Below are 15293 nucleotides of genomic sequence, written 5' to 3'. Positions count from 1 at the left end.
TCCATCCACCTTTCAAGAGCAACGAACATGAAAAAGTTCCTATTGAGCCTGTGCCTGGGGTTGGGCCTGACGTTTGGCGGTGTGGCTGCCATGGCACAGTCCGACGCCGCCCCGGCCGCCGTCACCGCACCCGCGGCCGATGCTGCCGCGCCCGTCGCTGAAGCCCCGGCGGCCGCGCCGGCCGAAGCCGTGGCCGCCGAGGCACCGGCCGCCGAAGCCGCCGCACCCGCGCCCACCGTCGACAAGGGCGATGTGGCCTGGATGATGGTGTCCACGCTGCTGGTCATCATGATGGCGGTGCCTGGCCTGGCGCTGTTCTACGGCGGCCTGGTGCGCAGCAAGAACATGCTGTCCGTGCTGATGCAGGTGATGGTGGTGTTCTCGCTGATCAGCGTGTTGTGGGCCGTTTACGGCTACAGCCTGGCGTTCGGTGGGGCCGGCCTCGTCATCGGCAACCTGGACAAGGTGTTCCTGTCCGGCATCACCATGGATTCGCTGGCCGCGACCTTCACCGACGGCGTGATGATCCCCGAATTCATCTTCATCGCCTTCCAGGCCACCTTCGCCGGTATCACCTGCGCCCTGATCGTCGGCTCCTTCGCCGAGCGCATCAAGTTCGGTGCCGTGCTGCTGTTCTCGGTGATCTGGTTCACCTTCAGCTACCTGCCGATCGCCCACATGGTGTGGGGCGAGGGCGGCTACCTGCTGGACAAGGGCGCGCTGGACTTCGCCGGCGGCACCGTGGTGCACATCAACGCCGCCATGGCCGGTCTGGTCGGTGCGTACATGGTGGGCAAGCGCATCGGCTATGGCCGCGAAGCCATGGCCCCGCACAGCCTGACGCTGACCATGGTGGGTGCTTCCCTGCTGTGGGTGGGCTGGTTCGGCTTCAACGCCGGTTCCAACCTGGAGTCCAACAGCGGTGCGGCCCTGGCCTTCATCAACACCCTGGTCGCCACCGCCGCCGCCGTGCTGTCGTGGTCCATTGGTGAAGCCCTGCACAAAGGCAAGGCCTCCATGCTGGGTGCCGCTTCCGGTGCCGTCGCCGGCCTGGTGGCCATCACCCCGGCCTGCGGTTCCGTCGGCCCGATGGGCGCCATCGTCATCGGTCTGGTGTCGGGCTTCCTGTGCCTGTGGGGCGTGAGCGGCCTGAAGAAGATGCTGGGCGCCGACGACTCGCTGGACGTGTTCGGTGTGCACGGCGTGGGCGGTATCGTGGGTGCGCTGCTGACCGGCGTGTTCGCGGCCCCTGGCCTGGGCGGCACCGGCGGCGAGGACTTCTCCATCGCCGGCCAGCTCTACATCCAGGCCGAAGGCGTGGTGATCACCATGGTGTGGTCGGCGGTCGTGGCCTTCATCGCCTACAAGATCGTGGACATGGTCATGGGCCTGCGTGTCAGCGAAGAAGCCGAACGCGAAGGTCTGGACATCACCTCGCACGGCGAGAGCGCCTACGGCCGCTGATTCCTGAATCGGTCGCTGTTCCCCGGCCCGCGCAGCTTCGGCTCGCGGGCCTTTTTGCGTCGGGTGCGCAGGGCCGGGCGGGGGCCGGTGGGCGACAATCGGCCGATGGAATGGATCTGGGTGACCGCGGCCGCTGGTCTGGCGGGGTTTGTGGACGCGATCGTCGGTGGCGGTGGCCTGGTGCTGGTGCCGGCGCTGTTTGCGACCTTTCCCGGGGCGCACCCGGCCACGCTGTTCGGGGTGAACAAGGGGGCGCAGGTCTGGGGCACGGCCGCGGCCACCTGGCAGTACGCGCGCCGGGTGGACATGCCCTGGCACGCCCTGTGGCCGGCGGCGGCGGTGTGTTTTGCCGGGGCCTGGGCCGGCGCCTGGCTGGTGACGCGGGTGCCACCCACCCATTGGCGCCTGGCCTTGCCGCTGGTGCTGTTGGCGGTGCTGCTCTACACCCTGGCCCGCAAAGACCTGGGGCGCCAGCACCGACCCCGTTACGCCGGCCGCACCGAAGCCGCCGCCGCCTGCGCGCTGGGCCTGGGCATCGGCTTTTACGACGGCTTTTTCGGGCCCGGCACCGGCAGTTTCCTGGTGTTCCTGTTCGTGCGTTGGCTGGGCTACGACTTCCTGCACGCCAGCGCCTCGGCCAAGTGGCTCAACACCACCTCCAACCTGGCGGCGCTGTCGCTGTTCGCCTGGACCGGCCACGTCTGGTGGCATTACGCGCTGGTCATGGCCGTGGCCAATGTGCTGGGCAGCACGCTGGGCGCGCGGCTGGCCCTGCGCCACGGCGCCGGCTTTGTGCGCGGCGTGTTCGTGCTGGTGGTGTCGGTCCTGATCCTCAAAACCGGCTGGGACGCCTACCGCGCCTGGCCCTAAGCGCCGGGCTGGCCGTTGCGGCCCCGGGTGCTGCGGCCGCTCAGGGCTGCGCTTCGGGCGGCCAGGGAATCTCGTCCAGCGTGCGCGGCGTGCCCACGGGCGCGGCGGTCAGGCCCTGCTGGGTGGCGCGGATGTCGTCCTCGCTCGGGTAGCGGCCCAGCAGCAGGTAATCGAACACGCGCCGCGCGATCGGCGCCGCGTGCGCCGCGCCGAAGCCGGCATTTTCCACGACCACGGCCAGCGCCACCTGGGGCCGCTCCACCGGTGCAAAGGCCAGGTAGAGCGAGTGGTCGCGCTGGTGTTCTTCCAGCCGGCGCGCGTCGTAGCGGTCGCGCTGGCCGATGGTCACCGCCTGGGCGGTGCCGGTTTTGCCGCCGCTGCGGTAGGGCGCGCCGGCGAACACCCGGGTCGAGGTGCCTTCCTGCGTCACCGCCTCCATCGCGCTGAGCACCGCCTGCAGGTGCTCGGGGCGGTAGCCCAGCGACACACCGTCGGGCCGCTCGGCCTGGGTGGCGCTGGCGGCGGCCGGGTTCTGGGTGGTGCGGGTCAGGTGCGGGGTGTGGCGCACCCCCTGATTGGCCAGGGTGGCCATGGCCGAGGCCAACTGCAGCATGGTGAAGCTGTTGTAGCCCTGCCCAATGCCGAGCGAAATGGTTTCGCCGGCGAACCAGCGCTGGTCCTGTGGGCGCTTGAAGGTCTGGCGCTTCCAGGCCTGGCTGGGCAGCACGCCGCGGACCTCGCCCTGCAGGTCGATGCCGGTGAGCTGGCCCAGGCCCAGCGGTTTCATGAAGTCGTGGATCGCGTCCACCCCCATGTCGTTGGCCAGGGTGTAGTAGTACACGTTGCTGGAGTAGATGATGCTGCGGCGCAGGTCCACCCCGCCCAGGTTTTTTTCGCCGTGGCTGCGGAAGCGGTGGTTGCCAAACACCCAGTAGCCCGGGTCGTTGACCACGGTGCCCACCTGGCGGGTGCCGGTTTCCAGTGCCGCCAGCGCCATGAAGGGCTTGTAGGTGGACCCCGGCGGGTAGGTGCCGCGCAGCGCCCGGTTCAGCAGCGGCCGGTCGATCGACTCGTTCAGTGCCTTCCAGTTGTCGACGTCGATGCCCTCGACAAACAGGTTGGGGTTGAAGGTGGGCATGCTGACAAAGGCCAGCACCTCGCCGTTTTGCGGGTTGATCGCCACCAGCGCGCCCCGGCGCTGACCGTACAGGCGCTCGACCAGGTGCTGCAGCCGGCTGTCGATGGACAGGGCGATGGTGTCGCCCGGCAGCGGCGCGGTCACGTCGAGCTGGCGCACCGCCTGGCCGGAGGCCGAGGTTTCCACCCGCTCGAAGCCGGTGGTGCCGTGCAACTGGTCCTCGTGGCTTTGCTCCACCCCCAGCTTGCCGATGTGGTCGGTGCCGCGGTAGTTGGCCTGGCGCTCCTCGGGCCATTCGGTCATGGCCTCTTTTTCGCGCTGGTTGATGCGGCCGATGTAGCCGATCACGTGCGCGCCGGTCTCGCCCAGCGGGTACTGGCGCAGGCGCCGCGCCTGGATCTCCACCCCCGGCAGCCGGTACAGCTGCGCCGCCACGCGCGACATTTCCTCGTTGCTCAAGCGGTGGCGCAGCGGCAGCGAGTCGAAGCGCCGCGACTCGGCCATCAGCCGGCGGAAGCGGCGCACGTCGCGCGGCTGCACCTCGACGATCTCGGCCAGGTCGGCCAGGGTGGCGTCCAGGTCGGGGGTGCGCGCCGGCACGATTTCCAGGCTGAAGGTGGCCAGGTTGTCGGCCAGCACCACGCCGTGGCGGTCGACGATGCGCCCGCGCTGCGGCACGATGGGCAGCACCGCGGTGCGGTTGCGCTCGGCCTTGTCGGACAGGTCGTCGTGGCGCGGCACCTGCAGGTAGTAGCTGCGCAGGGCGATCAGGCCCAGGCAGACGCCGACCACCGCCAGGGCCACCCAGACCCGGGTGCGAAACAAGGCCAGCTGGCGCTGGACGTCCTTGAATTCGGTCATGCCGGGGCCTCAGATGGGGCGGTTTTCATCGGGGTCGTGGGCGCGCCGCTGCGGCGCCAGCAACAGCTGCGTGGCCAGCGGCCAGAGCAGCGTTTCCAGCACCGGGGCCAGGGCCAGCCCCCAGCCGGGCGCGGTGTCGCCGGCCAGCAGACGCACCAGCCACTGCAGCGCGTGGGCCACCGCGAACAGGGGCAGCACGTGCAGTGCCTGGGTGGGCAGGTTGAACCACAGCAGGCGGCGGTGCACCAACACCGCCAGGTAGCCCAGCACGGTGTAGGCCAGCGCGTGCTGGCCCAGCAGGGCGCCGTGGTGCACGTCCACCAGCAGGCCCAGCGCGAACGCGGTGCCCACGCCCACCCGCAGCGGCTGGTGCACGCTCCAGAACACCAGCACCACCGCCAGCAGGTCGGGCATCCAGGGCGCCCGCCCGGCCAGCCCCACCTGCGCGGCCATGCCCAGCACCAGCGTGGCCAGCAGCGAGCCCCAGACGAACCACGGGTTGGCCGGCAGCAGCAGCGCCTGGCCCGGTCGCATGATCATCGCGCCGCCTCCGCCCCAGGGCGGCGCCCGTCGCTCAAGGGGTCGACCACCAGCACGTGCAGCGTGTTGTGCATGCGCGCCAGCGGTTCGCATTCGATGCGCGAGAAGCCCGAGCCATCGACCACCGCCACCTTCAACACCCGCGCCACCGGCAGGCCGGGCGGGTAAATGCCGTCCACCCCGCTGGTGGTCAGGATGTCGCCCGGCTCGGCCTCGGTGTTGACCGACTCGAAGCGCAGCTCCAGCCGGCCTTCGCGCGCGCCCTGCACCCCGAACGCCAGGCTGCGCTGCCCGGTGCGGGTGTTGATGACGGGGATGGCCTGCTGATTGTCGATCAGCAGCGTCACCTCGGCCGTGGCGGGGTAGACCCGCGTGACCTGGCCCATGACGCCGTAACCGTCCATCACCGGCGAGCCGGGCTGCACGCCCTGGGCCTGGCCCTGGTCGATGACGACCTTGCGCGAATAGGGGTCGGGGGACTCGTAGAGGATTTCGGCGCCGCGCGCGTTGGGCGGCAGCCGCTCGCGCATGCCCAGCAGGGTGCGCAGTTCGCGGTTTTCCTGGGCCAGGTGCTCGACGATGCTGGCACGCTGCGCCTGGCGCACCAGTTCGGTGCGCGCCTCGGCCGCCGCCTGCTGGGCGTCGGCCAGGCTGCCCACGTAGTGGCCGGCCCACTGCGCCAGCCGCACCGGTTGCAGCGCCAGCCACTGCACCGGGTAGAGCACGCTGGCGGTGGCCGCGCGCAGCGGCGCGGTCCACTGGCGGCGGGCGTCCACCACCATCAGCAGCAGCGCCAGCGCGCTGAGCACCACCAGCTTGGAAAACGCCGACGGCCCTTGCTTGAAGAAGGGCGGCGGGGCGCGGTCGACGGTACCGAGCGGCATGGTCGACGGCGTGCGGGCTTATTCGTTGGTGAAGATGCTGCCGCCCAGGCGGTCCATGCGGTCCAGCGCCATGCCGCACCCCTTGACCACGCACAGCAGCGGTTCCTCGGCCACCAGCACCGGCAGGCCGGTTTCTTCGGACAGCAGGCGGTCCAGGTCGCGCAGCAGGGCGCCACCGCCGGTCAGCATCATGCCGCGCTCGGCGATGTCGGCGCCCAGCTCGGGCGGGGTCTGTTCCAGCGCGGTCTTGACGGCGCTGACGATCTGGTTGATCGGGTCGGTCAGGGCCTCCAGCACCTCGTTGGAGCTGATGGTGAAGCTGCGCGGCACGCCTTCGCTCAGGTTGCGGCCCTTGACTTCCATTTCCTTGACCTCGGAGCCCGGGAAGGCGCTGCCGATGCTCTTCTTGATGGCCTCGGCCGTGGGCTCACCGATCAGCATGCCGTAGTTGCGGCGGATGTAGTTGATGATGGCCTCGTCGAACTTGTCGCCGCCCACCCGCACGCTGCCCTTGTAGACCATGCCGCCCAGGGAAATGACGCCGACTTCGGTGGTGCCCCCGCCGATGTCCACCACCATGGAGCCGGACGCCTCGGACACCGGCAGGCCGGCGCCGATGGCCGCGGCCATGGGTTCCTCGATCAGGTAGACCTCGGCGGCGCCGGCGCCCAGCGCGCTTTCGCGGATGGCGCGGCGCTCCACCTGGGTGGAGCCGCAGGGCACGCAGATGATGATGCGTGGGCTCGGCTTGAGCATCGAGCGCGGGTGCACCATCTTGATGAACTGCTTGAGCATCTGTTCGGTGACGGTGAAGTCGGCGATCACGCCGTCCTTCATGGGCCGGATGGCTTCGATGTTGCCGGGCACCTTGCCTAGCATGGCCTTGGCCTCGTGGCCCACGGCCTGGATGGTTTTCTTGCCCTGGGGGCCGCCTTCGTGGCGGATCGAGACCACCGAGGGCTCGTCCAGCACGATGCCCTTGTTGCGCACGTAAATGAGGGTGTTGGCGGTGCCGAGGTCGATGGCCAGGTCGGTCGAGAAGCGCCGACGGAAAGATTCGAACATGATGGAGCGTCCAGTGCGGCCTGCCCGGGGCCCGGCTTGCGCATGTACGCGGGCAGCGCCGGAGTGTTTTTGGCTGAAAATCGGGGTGGTTTGTGGAAACTTCGGGTCCGAAAGCCGTGCTTTTCGGACCGGTTCACCAAACCTTGGATAATACCGCATCCCCTGTGTATAACTTTGACCGCGTCGCCCCGGCGCCGGTTTTTTCCTTGGTTTTACACGCGGTTTCATTCCCCGCGACCAACCCCTGACCACCCCCATGTCCCTGACCTTGCAAGACATCGGCCGCATCGCCAACCTGGCGCGGCTGGAGCTGGACGAGGCGCATGCCCAGGGCATGCTGACCCGCCTGAACGGCTTTTTCGACACCGTGGAACAGATGCGGGCGGTGGACACCACCGGCGTGGAGCCGCTGGCCCACCCCACCGCCGTGATCGACCACGTGGCGCTGCGCCTGCGCGACGACGTGGTGAGCGAACCCAACCAGCGCGACGCCAACCAGCGCAGCGCCCCGGCCGTGGAGCGCGGCCTGTTCCTGGTGCCCAAGGTGATTGAATGAACGACTTGCACCAACTCGACGTGACCGCGTTGGCGGCCCGGCTGGCCGCGCGCGAGGTCTCCAGCGTGGAAGTGACCCAGCACTTCCTGGCCCGCGCCCGGGCGCACGCCCATTTGGGCGCCTATTTGGCCTTGAACGAAGACGCCAGCCTGGCCCAGGCCCGCGCCGCCGACGCCCGCCTCGCCGCGGGCGAGCGCAGCCCCTTGCTGGGCGTGCCGCTGGCGCACAAGGACATCTTCGTCACCACCGACTTCCCGACCACCGCCGGCAGCAAGATGCTGGAAGGCTACCGCAGCCCGTTCGACGCCACCGTGGTGCGCCAACTGGCCGACGCCGGCATGGTGACGCTGGGCAAGCTGAATTGCGACGAATTCGCCATGGGCTCGGGCAACGACAACTCGGCCTACGGCCCGGCGCGCAACCCCTGGGACACCGAGCGCGTGCCCGGCGGCTCCTCGGGCGGTTCCGCCGCCGCGGTGGCCGCGGGCCTGGCCCCGGCCGCCACCGGCACCGACACCGGCGGCTCGATCCGCCAGCCCGCCAGCTTCACCGGCATCACCGGCATCAAACCCACCTACGGGCGTTGCTCGCGCTACGGCATGGTGGCCTACGCCTCCAGCCTGGACCAGGCCGGCCCCATGGCCCGCAGCGCGCGCGACTGCGCTCTGTTGCTCAGCGCCATGGCCGGCCCGGACCTGGACCGCGATTCCACCAGCCTGGACCGCCCGGCCGAGGACTACACCGCCGGGCTGGGCCAGCCCCTGGCCGGTGCCACCGCCGCGCAGCCGCTCAAGGGCCTGCGCATCGGCCTGCCCAAAGAGTTTTTTGGCGACGGCTGCGCCCCCGACGTGCTGGCCGCCCTGCGTGCTGCCTTGGCCGAGTACGAAAAGCTGGGCGCCACGCTGGTGGACATTTCCCTACCGCGCACCGAACTGTCCATTCCCGCCTACTACATCATCGCCCCGGCCGAGGCCAGCTCCAACCTCAGCCGCTTCGACGGCGTGAAGTTCGGCCACCGCGCGAAAGACTACGCCGACCTGGCCGACATGTACAAGAAGTCGCGCAGCGAAGGCTTTGGGCGGGAGGTGCAGCGCCGCATCCTGATCGGCACCTACGTGCTGAGCCACGGCTACTACGACGCCTACTACATCAAGGCGCAGCAGATCCGCCGCCTGATCGCGCAGGACTTCCAGGCCGCCTTCCAGCAATGCGACGTGATCGCCGGCCCGGTGGCGCCCAGCGTGGCGTGGAAGATCGGCGAGAAGAACGACGACCCCGTGGCCGCCTACCTGGCCGACATCTACACGCTGCCGGCGTCGCTCTCCGGCCTGCCGGGCATGAGCGTGCCGGTGGGCTTGGGCGCCGCGGGCATGCCTGTCGGTATGCAGCTGATCGGCAATTACTTCCAGGAGGCGCGCCTGCTGGGCGCGGCCCACCATTTCCAGTGCGCCACCGACTGGCACACCCGCGCCCCGGCCGGGTGCTGAAGGGGCAAGACACCATGAGCAAAGCAACATCCCTGTTGGTGCAGGGTTACGAGGTCGTGATCGGCTTCGAGACCCACGCCCAACTCTCCACGAACAGCAAAATTTTCAGCCGCGCCAGCGTGGCCTTTGGCGCCGAGCCCAACACCCAGGCCTGCGCGGTGGACATGGCCTTGCCCGGCACGCTGCCGGTCATGAACCGGGGCGCGGTCGAGCGCGCCATCCGGTTCGGCCTGGCCGTGGGCTCCCACGTGGCCGAGCGCAGCGTTTTTGCGCGCAAAAACTACTTCTACCCCGACTTGCCCAAGGGTTATCAGATCAGCCAGTTCGAGATCCCGGTGGTCCAGGGCGGCGAGGTGTCGTTCTACTTGGGCGACGAGAAAAAGACCGTGCGCCTGGTGCGTGCCCACCTGGAAGAAGACGCGGGCAAATCGCTGCACGAGGACTTCCACGGCCAGTCCGGCATCGACCTGAACCGCGCCGGCACGCCCTTGCTGGAGATCGTGACCGAGCCCGACATCCGCTCCAGCGCCGAGGCCGTGGCCTACGCCAAGGAGCTGCACAAGATCGTCACCTGGATCGGCATCTGCGACGGCAACATGCAGGAAGGCAGCTTCCGCTGCGACGCCAACGTGAGCGTGCGCAAGCCGGGCGCGCCGCTGGGCACGCGCCGCGAGATCAAGAACCTGAACTCCTTCAAGTTCATGCAGCAGGCCATCGACTTCGAGGTGCGCTGGCAGATCGAACAGATCGAAGACGGTTTTGAGATCCAGCAGGCCACCGTGCTGTTCGACCCCGACACCGGCGAAACCCGCGCCATGCGCACCAAGGAAGACGCGGCCGACTACCGCTACTTCCCCGACCCCGACCTGCCGCCGCTGGTGATCGAGCGCGAGTGGGTGGAGCGGGTGCGCGCCGAGATGCCCGAGTTGCCACGCGCCCAGGCCGAGCGCTTCGTGCGCGACTACGGCCTGCCCGAATACGATGCCACCACGCTGACGCAAAGCCCGGCGATGGGCGTCTACTTCGAGGCCGCGGCCCAAGCCTGTGGCCAGCCCAAGCTGGTCAGCAACTGGGTCATGGGCGAGGTGTCGCGCCGCCTGAACGCGGAGGAAAAAGACATCACCCAGGCGCCGGTGAGCGCGGCGCAACTGGCGGCCCTGATCGCCCGCATTGCCGACAACACCATCAGCAACAACGCCGCCCGGCAGGTGCTGGACGCGCTGTGGGGGCAGATGGCCGCTGGAGAAACGGGTTCAGATCGCTTTGAAGCAGCCGGTAGCGCGACCGCGCAGATCGACGCCCTCATCGAGGCCAAGGGCCTCAAGCAGATGAACGACAGCGGCGCGCTGGAGGCCCTCATCGCCCAGGTGGTGGCGGCCAACGAGAAGAACGTGGCCGAGTACCGCGCCGGCAAGGACAAGGCCTTCAACGCGCTGGTGGGGCAGGTCATGAAGGCCAGCCAGGGCAAAGCCAACCCGGGCCAGGTCAACGAGCTGCTGAAACAGGCGCTGGGCTGATCAGCGCTTGGGCTGGGCGGGGGCCGCTGGCTGCTGCACCCAGAGGCGCTGCAGCAGCTGCAGCTCTTCGTCGAACAGGGCGTTGAGGCGGACCTTCTCGCGCTCCTGGTCGGCCAGGTACTGCGCCTGCAGCTCGCGCTGCTGCGCGTTGTCGGCCTGGCGGCGCTTGAGCCATTCCGGGGCTTTGCTCGGGTCCCGTTGGTAGAACTCCAGTTCTTCCTCGATGGCTCGGCGCTGCTGGTTCAACTCCTGTTCGCGCTTGAGCACCGCGGCCATCACGTCGTCGATCTGGTGCAGGGCGTCGGCGCGGGCGCGCTGGTGCGCGTCGGTGTTGGGGTAGCGGTTGAGCAGCAGCTGTTCGCGCCGGCGCTGTTCGTTCAGGCGGGCCAGGGCCTCGGCCTCGGCCTTGAGGCGCGCGGCTTCGGCGGCGCGTTCGGCGGCGGTGGGTTCGGGCCGCACCACCCGGCGCAGCGTGCCGCTGCGGTTGAGTTCGCGCTGCTCCCGGTCCATGCATTCGGCGATGGGGCGGTCGGAGGTCAGGCGCCGGCCCTGGGCGTCCACGCAGGTGTAGATGCTGCCGGTCTGGGCGCTGGCGCTGCCTGCCCACAGCAGGAGTACACCGGCCCAGACGGCCCCCCACCGGCCAGGGTGCGGCCTGGGACGCGGCACTGGGGCGTAACGGGCAGCGGGGCGTGGCATGGGGGCGGAAGGGGGGTCACTGCACGCCGTAGCGGTCGCGGTAGGCCTGCACCCGCTGGCGGTGTTCGGCCATGGCGTCGCCCGCGTGGGCTTGCAGATACTGCAGCAAATCGGCCAGCTTGGCAATCGCGCAGACCTGCAGGCCCAGCTGTTCGCGCACGTACTGCACCGCGCTGTAGGGCACGTCGCGCACGCCGCCTTCGGGGGCGGGTTCGGTGGCCATTTCCTGGCGGTCCAGCGCGATCGCCACCGCGTGCGGCGTGGCGCCGGCGGCGCGGATCAACGCGATCGATTCGCGCGCGGCGGTGCCGGCGCTCATCACGTCGTCGATCACCAGCACCCGGCCCTGCAGCGGCGCGCCCACCAGGGTGCCGCCTTCGCCGTGGTCCTTGGCTTCCTTGCGGTTGTAGGCAAACGGCACGTTGCGCCCTTGCCGCGCCAGTTCGATGGCCACAGCCGCCGCCAGCGGGATGCCCTTGTAGGCGGGGCCGAAGATCATGTCGAACCCGACGCCGCTGGCCAGGATGCGCTGGGCGTAGAACTCGGCCAACCGGCCCAGCTTGGCGCCGTCGTCGAACAGGCCGGCGTTGAAGAAGTAGGGGCTCAGGCGCCCGGCCTTGGTCTTGAATTCGCCAAAGCGCAGCACGCCCGATTCGACGGAAAATTGCACAAACGCCTGCGCCAGTGCATCGACCGGCGCGCCTGCTTCAACCACCATGGGGAAATCCTTGTTTCGACTGACCAGCCTCAACCTCAACGGCATCCGTTCCGCCACCGCCAAGGGGCTCGAAGAATGGGTCGCGGCCACTGCGCCCGATTGTATGGGCGTGCAGGAGCTCAAGGCCCAGGCGCCCGACGTGGCCGGCAAGTTCGAGGCCCTGGCCGGGCTGCAGGGCTATTTCCACTACGCGGTCAAGAAGGGCTATTCGGGCGTGGGCCTGTACACCCGCCACGCGCCCAGCGACGTGGTGGTGGGCATGGGCGAGCCCGAGTTCGACGACGAAGGCCGCTGCGTGGAGCTGCGTTTCGACACGCCGCAGCGCAAGTTCAGCCTCCTCAGTTGCTATTTCCCCAGCGGCTCGTCGGGTGACGAGCGGCAGGCGGCCAAGTACCGCTTCCTGGACCGCATCTACCCCTGGTTGGCCGGCCTGCGCGCCCAGCGCGAGGTGCTGCTGGTGGGCGACGTGAACATCGCCCACCACGAAAAAGACCTGAAAAACTGGAAAGGCAACCTGAAGAACAGCGGCTTTTTGCCCGAAGAACGCGCCTGGATGACCAAGCTGCTCACCGAAGGCGGCCTGGTGGACGTGTACCGCCGCCTGCACCCCGACGAGTCCGACGCCGCCTACACCTGGTGGAGCAACCGCGGCCAGGCCTGGGCCAAGAACGTGGGCTGGCGCATCGACTACCACCTGGCCACGCCGGCGCTGGCCGCCACCGCCCGCCGCGCCAGCGTGTACAAGGACCAGCGCTTCAGCGACCACGCGCCGTTGACGGTGGAGTACGACTTCACCTTGTGAGCGCCGGCCCCAGGCGAGGGGCCGGGTCGCTGCCGCTCGGCCCGGTGCCTCAGTGGCCGTGCTGGATGCGGTAGATGACCGTGGTGCCGCTGGTTTCGTGGCCCACCACCAGCCAGGGGGTGCCGTCGGGCGAGTCCTGCGCGGGGATCACCAGCACGCCTTCGGGACCGCGGTCGCCGTCCATGCCCTGGCGGCTGTTGGTGTAGTGCACGAACTGCGGTGCGCGCGGTTGCGTCACGTCGTAGACCATGATGCCGCCGACCCGCTCCAGCCCGATGAAGGCGTAGGTGCGGCTGCCCAGGCGCGCCACCGCCACGCCTTCGGGCTCGGGGCCTTTGGCCGGGCTGCGGTCGTCCAGCGTGGCGTTGTCGTTGCTGGCGTTGAAGGGCACGTTGGGCAGGTTCTGGGTCAAGCGCTCGAACTGGTCGCCCGAATCGAAGACGCGGTTCAGGTCGGTGTCCCAGATGGAGAAGGAGCGGGCGCCGAAGGACACGAGTTCGTTGCACTGGCCGGCGGCGTTCTTGCCGGTGCGCTGGCCGCCGGGGAACTGGGTGATGCGCAGGCGGCCCAGGTTGGAGTCGTTGCCCAGGGTGGTCGCGGCCGGCCCGAAGACGGCGGGGTCGAAACCGCCCACGCCACAGTGATCGCGCACGCGCGGGTCTTCGCGGCCGCCGGGCAGGCCGGCGTATTCGCGGGCGTCGCCCTCGTTGGCGGTGATCAGGTAGGTCTGGCCGTTGACGCTGTAGCTGGCGATGGCGTCGGGCATGTACAGGCCCTTGACCGGCACCGGGGCAATGTTCACCCGTGGCTGGCCGCTGTTGGTGTTGACGCCGGCGTCCTCGTTGCTCACGTCCATGCCGTTGCCGGGCAGGCTGTGGTCTTTGGTGCCCAGCGGCTTGATGTCGGTGACGGTGGCCGAGGCGATGTCGAGCACTGCCACGGCGTTGTTTTCCTGCAGGGTGATGTAGGCGGTGCGGCCGTGGTCGGCCACGGCGATGTATTCGGGCTCCAGGTCTTGCGCCACGCTGGCGCCCGGCCCAAAAATGCGCACGCCGGCGGCCAGCAGGGCGTCTTTGCGGTCGTTGAAGGCGCGGAAATCGGCGGTGCGCACCGGCAGGGCCAACTGGTGGCTCTGGGCGTTGAGGGCGCGCACGTCGATCAGGCTGATGGAGCCTTCGGGGTCCACCGAATCGGCCTGACCATAGGAATTGGGTTCGCCCTCGTTGGCCACCAGCAGGGTGGCGCCGTTGGGGGTGAAGGTCAGCATGTCGGGCAGGGCGCCCACCGGGGCGGTGCCGGCCACGCCCAGGTCGCGGGTGCGCAGCACCACCACGCGGCCGGGGTCGGTTTTGACGCGGGCTTCCACCGCCAGCGCCACCAGGCCCTGGTGCACCGCCACGCTGTTGACGCCGCCGGCGTCGGGCCAGTAGTCGGTGGCCTTCAGGGTGGCGACCAGCTGCGGCGCCGCGGCCTGACGCACGTCCAGCACGTCCACCGTGCCCAGCGCGCCGTTGACGACGTAGAGGCGGCGGGTGGCGGGGTCGTAGGCGGTGACTTCCGACGAGCTGGCGCCGCCAGGGTGGGCAAAGCCGCCGATCTTCTCCAGCGTGAGGCCGCCGGGGGCCTGGGTGGCCGATTGGGCGGCGGCGCCGACGGCGACGGCGACGGCGAGCAGGGCGGCGCCCGCAAGGGGGCGCCAGGCAAAGGGCAGAGGTTTCATGGGTGGGCCTGTGTGTGACGGGGTTGACCGCCGCACTCTAGGCCGCGCGGGTGTCAGTTTGATGACGCCGGCGCTGGGTTGGCCACCCCGCTGGCCACGTGCCCGGCCGGCACATGGCGCGCGGCGTGTTCGATGTGGCCGGTCTGGTCGTCGAAGAAAAAGTCGGGTTCGAACTCGCGCAGGAATTCGCCCTTGGGCAGGCCGCCCAGGAACAGCGCCTCGTCCACCTCGATGTGCCAGTCCATCAGGGTGCGGATGGCGCGTTCGTGGGCCGGTGCGCTGCGGGCGGTGACCAGCGCGGTGCGGATGCGCATGTGCGCGGTGCCCGCGTCCTGCAGGCGGTGCAGCGCTTCGAGCAGCGGCTTGAACGGCCCACCGGGCAGGGGCTGGGCGGCCTTGCTGGACTCGTGCTGCTGGAAGGCGTTCAGGCCCTGGGCCTGGAACACCCGCTCGGCCTCGTCGGAGAACAGCACCGCGTCGCCGTCGAAGGCGATGCGCACCTCGTGCGGGTGGGCGTCGCTGGCGTGCACCGACTGCGGGTACACCTGCGCCGCGGGCACGCCCGCGTCGAGCGCGGCGCGCACGTCGCTCAGGTGGGTGGAGAGGAACAGGTGGGCGCGCAGCGGCCGCAGGTAACGCCACGGCGCCTGGCCGCGGGTGAACACGCCGCGTTGGATGGGCAGGCCGTAGTGCTGGGCCGAGCGGAACACCCGCATGCCCGAGACCGGGTCGTTGCGCGAGAGGATGACCACCTCCACCCGCGGGGTGTCGCCGGTGTTGAAACTGAGCAGCTTGCGCACCAGCGAAAACGCCACACCCGGGCCGGCCGGTTGCTCCAGTCGCTCCAGCTGCAACCGCATGTAGGCGCGGTCGTCGCCGTCTTCGAAGACACGGTTCTCGGCCTCGAAGTCGAACAGGGCGCGGGAGGAAATGGCGACGACGAGCTGGCCTTCGAGGGTGGCGGGCATGGTG

14 protein-coding genes are annotated in these 15293 nt (G+C 69.5%); 6 read left to right on the top strand and 8 right to left on the bottom strand.

What is annotated here, in order from left to right; genetic code table 11:
* Positions 1 to 27 precede the first annotated feature (27 nt).
* Positions 28 to 1464 (top strand): ammonium transporter, encoded by a 1437-nt coding sequence (locus HA630_RS14540; protein WP_166835564.1) that lies wholly within the window; start codon positions 28 to 30, stop codon positions 1462 to 1464.
* A gap of 105 nt (positions 1465 to 1569) precedes the next feature.
* Positions 1570 to 2334, top strand: coding sequence for a TSUP family transporter (locus HA630_RS14535; RefSeq protein WP_166835562.1), 765 nt, complete (start codon positions 1570 to 1572; stop codon positions 2332 to 2334).
* Positions 2335 to 2374: 40 nt separating this feature from the next.
* On the opposite strand, the gene mrdA is transcribed toward HA630_RS14535, so the two are convergent.
* From mrdA to HA630_RS14515, 4 genes are read right to left on the bottom strand one after another with little or no spacing between them, the layout of a single operon-like run.
* The gene (mrdA, locus tag HA630_RS14530; RefSeq protein ID WP_166835556.1) at positions 2375 to 4333 is read right to left on the bottom strand and encodes a penicillin-binding protein 2; all 1959 of its coding nucleotides are present in this window, start codon (positions 4331 to 4333) and stop codon (positions 2375 to 2377) included.
* A 9-nt stretch (positions 4334 to 4342) separates the two neighbouring features.
* Positions 4343 to 4873, bottom strand: a complete 531-nt coding sequence (mreD, locus tag HA630_RS14525; protein ID WP_166835554.1) for a rod shape-determining protein MreD — start codon at positions 4871 to 4873, stop codon at positions 4343 to 4345.
* Entirely contained in the window at positions 4870 to 5757 is an 888-nt protein-coding gene (mreC, locus tag HA630_RS14520) for a rod shape-determining protein MreC (RefSeq protein ID WP_166835552.1), read from the bottom strand. Before mreC ends, mreD begins: the two co-directional genes overlap by 4 nt.
* 18 nt (positions 5758 to 5775) lie before the next feature.
* Entirely contained in the window at positions 5776 to 6822 is a 1047-nt protein-coding gene (locus HA630_RS14515; RefSeq protein ID WP_166835550.1) for a rod shape-determining protein, read from the bottom strand.
* Between the two features lie 256 nt (positions 6823 to 7078).
* Here HA630_RS14515 and gatC point away from each other — a divergent pair, with 256 nt between their 5' ends.
* From gatC to gatB, 3 genes are read left to right on the top strand one after another with little or no spacing between them, the layout of a single operon-like run.
* Entirely contained in the window at positions 7079 to 7378 is a 300-nt protein-coding gene (gatC, locus tag HA630_RS14510; RefSeq protein ID WP_166835548.1) for an Asp-tRNA(Asn)/Glu-tRNA(Gln) amidotransferase subunit GatC, read from the top strand.
* Positions 7375 to 8865, top strand: coding sequence for an Asp-tRNA(Asn)/Glu-tRNA(Gln) amidotransferase subunit GatA (gene gatA, locus HA630_RS14505; protein ID WP_166835546.1), 1491 nt, complete (start codon positions 7375 to 7377; stop codon positions 8863 to 8865). Before gatC ends, gatA begins: the two co-directional genes overlap by 4 nt.
* A 14-nt stretch (positions 8866 to 8879) precedes the next feature.
* Positions 8880 to 10382 (top strand): Asp-tRNA(Asn)/Glu-tRNA(Gln) amidotransferase subunit GatB, encoded by a 1503-nt coding sequence (gene gatB / locus HA630_RS14500; RefSeq protein WP_166835544.1) that lies wholly within the window; start codon positions 8880 to 8882, stop codon positions 10380 to 10382.
* On the opposite strand, the gene HA630_RS14495 is transcribed toward gatB, so the two are convergent.
* Both HA630_RS14495 and pyrE read right to left on the bottom strand, forming a co-directional pair.
* Positions 10383 to 11081, bottom strand: a complete 699-nt coding sequence (locus HA630_RS14495) for a DUF4124 domain-containing protein (protein WP_166835542.1) — start codon at positions 11079 to 11081, stop codon at positions 10383 to 10385.
* Positions 11082 to 11097: 16 nt separating this feature from the next.
* A complete protein-coding gene (gene pyrE, locus HA630_RS14490; RefSeq protein WP_166835540.1) occupies positions 11098 to 11799 on the bottom strand; it encodes an orotate phosphoribosyltransferase in 702 nt (233 codons plus the stop codon).
* Here pyrE and HA630_RS14485 point away from each other — a divergent pair.
* A complete protein-coding gene (locus HA630_RS14485) occupies positions 11798 to 12601 on the top strand; it encodes an exodeoxyribonuclease III (RefSeq protein ID WP_166835538.1) in 804 nt (267 codons plus the stop codon). The genes pyrE and HA630_RS14485 overlap by 2 nt on opposite strands.
* Before the next feature lie 49 nt (positions 12602 to 12650).
* Here the strand turns inward: HA630_RS14485 and HA630_RS14480 are convergent, their stop codons facing one another.
* Both HA630_RS14480 and HA630_RS14475 read right to left on the bottom strand, forming a co-directional pair.
* Positions 12651 to 14321, bottom strand: a complete 1671-nt coding sequence (locus tag HA630_RS14480) for a choice-of-anchor I family protein (RefSeq protein WP_166835536.1) — start codon at positions 14319 to 14321, stop codon at positions 12651 to 12653.
* Positions 14322 to 14374: 53 nt separating this feature from the next.
* On the bottom strand, positions 14375 to 15289 hold the full coding sequence (locus tag HA630_RS14475) for a 5'-nucleotidase (protein ID WP_166835533.1): 915 nt from the start codon (positions 15287 to 15289) through the stop codon (positions 14375 to 14377).
* Between the last annotated feature and the right edge of the window lie 4 nt (positions 15290 to 15293).

The sequence above is a fragment of the Aquabacterium sp. A08 genome (assembly GCF_011742065.1).
This window is presented reverse-complemented; position numbering and strand designations above follow the sequence as displayed.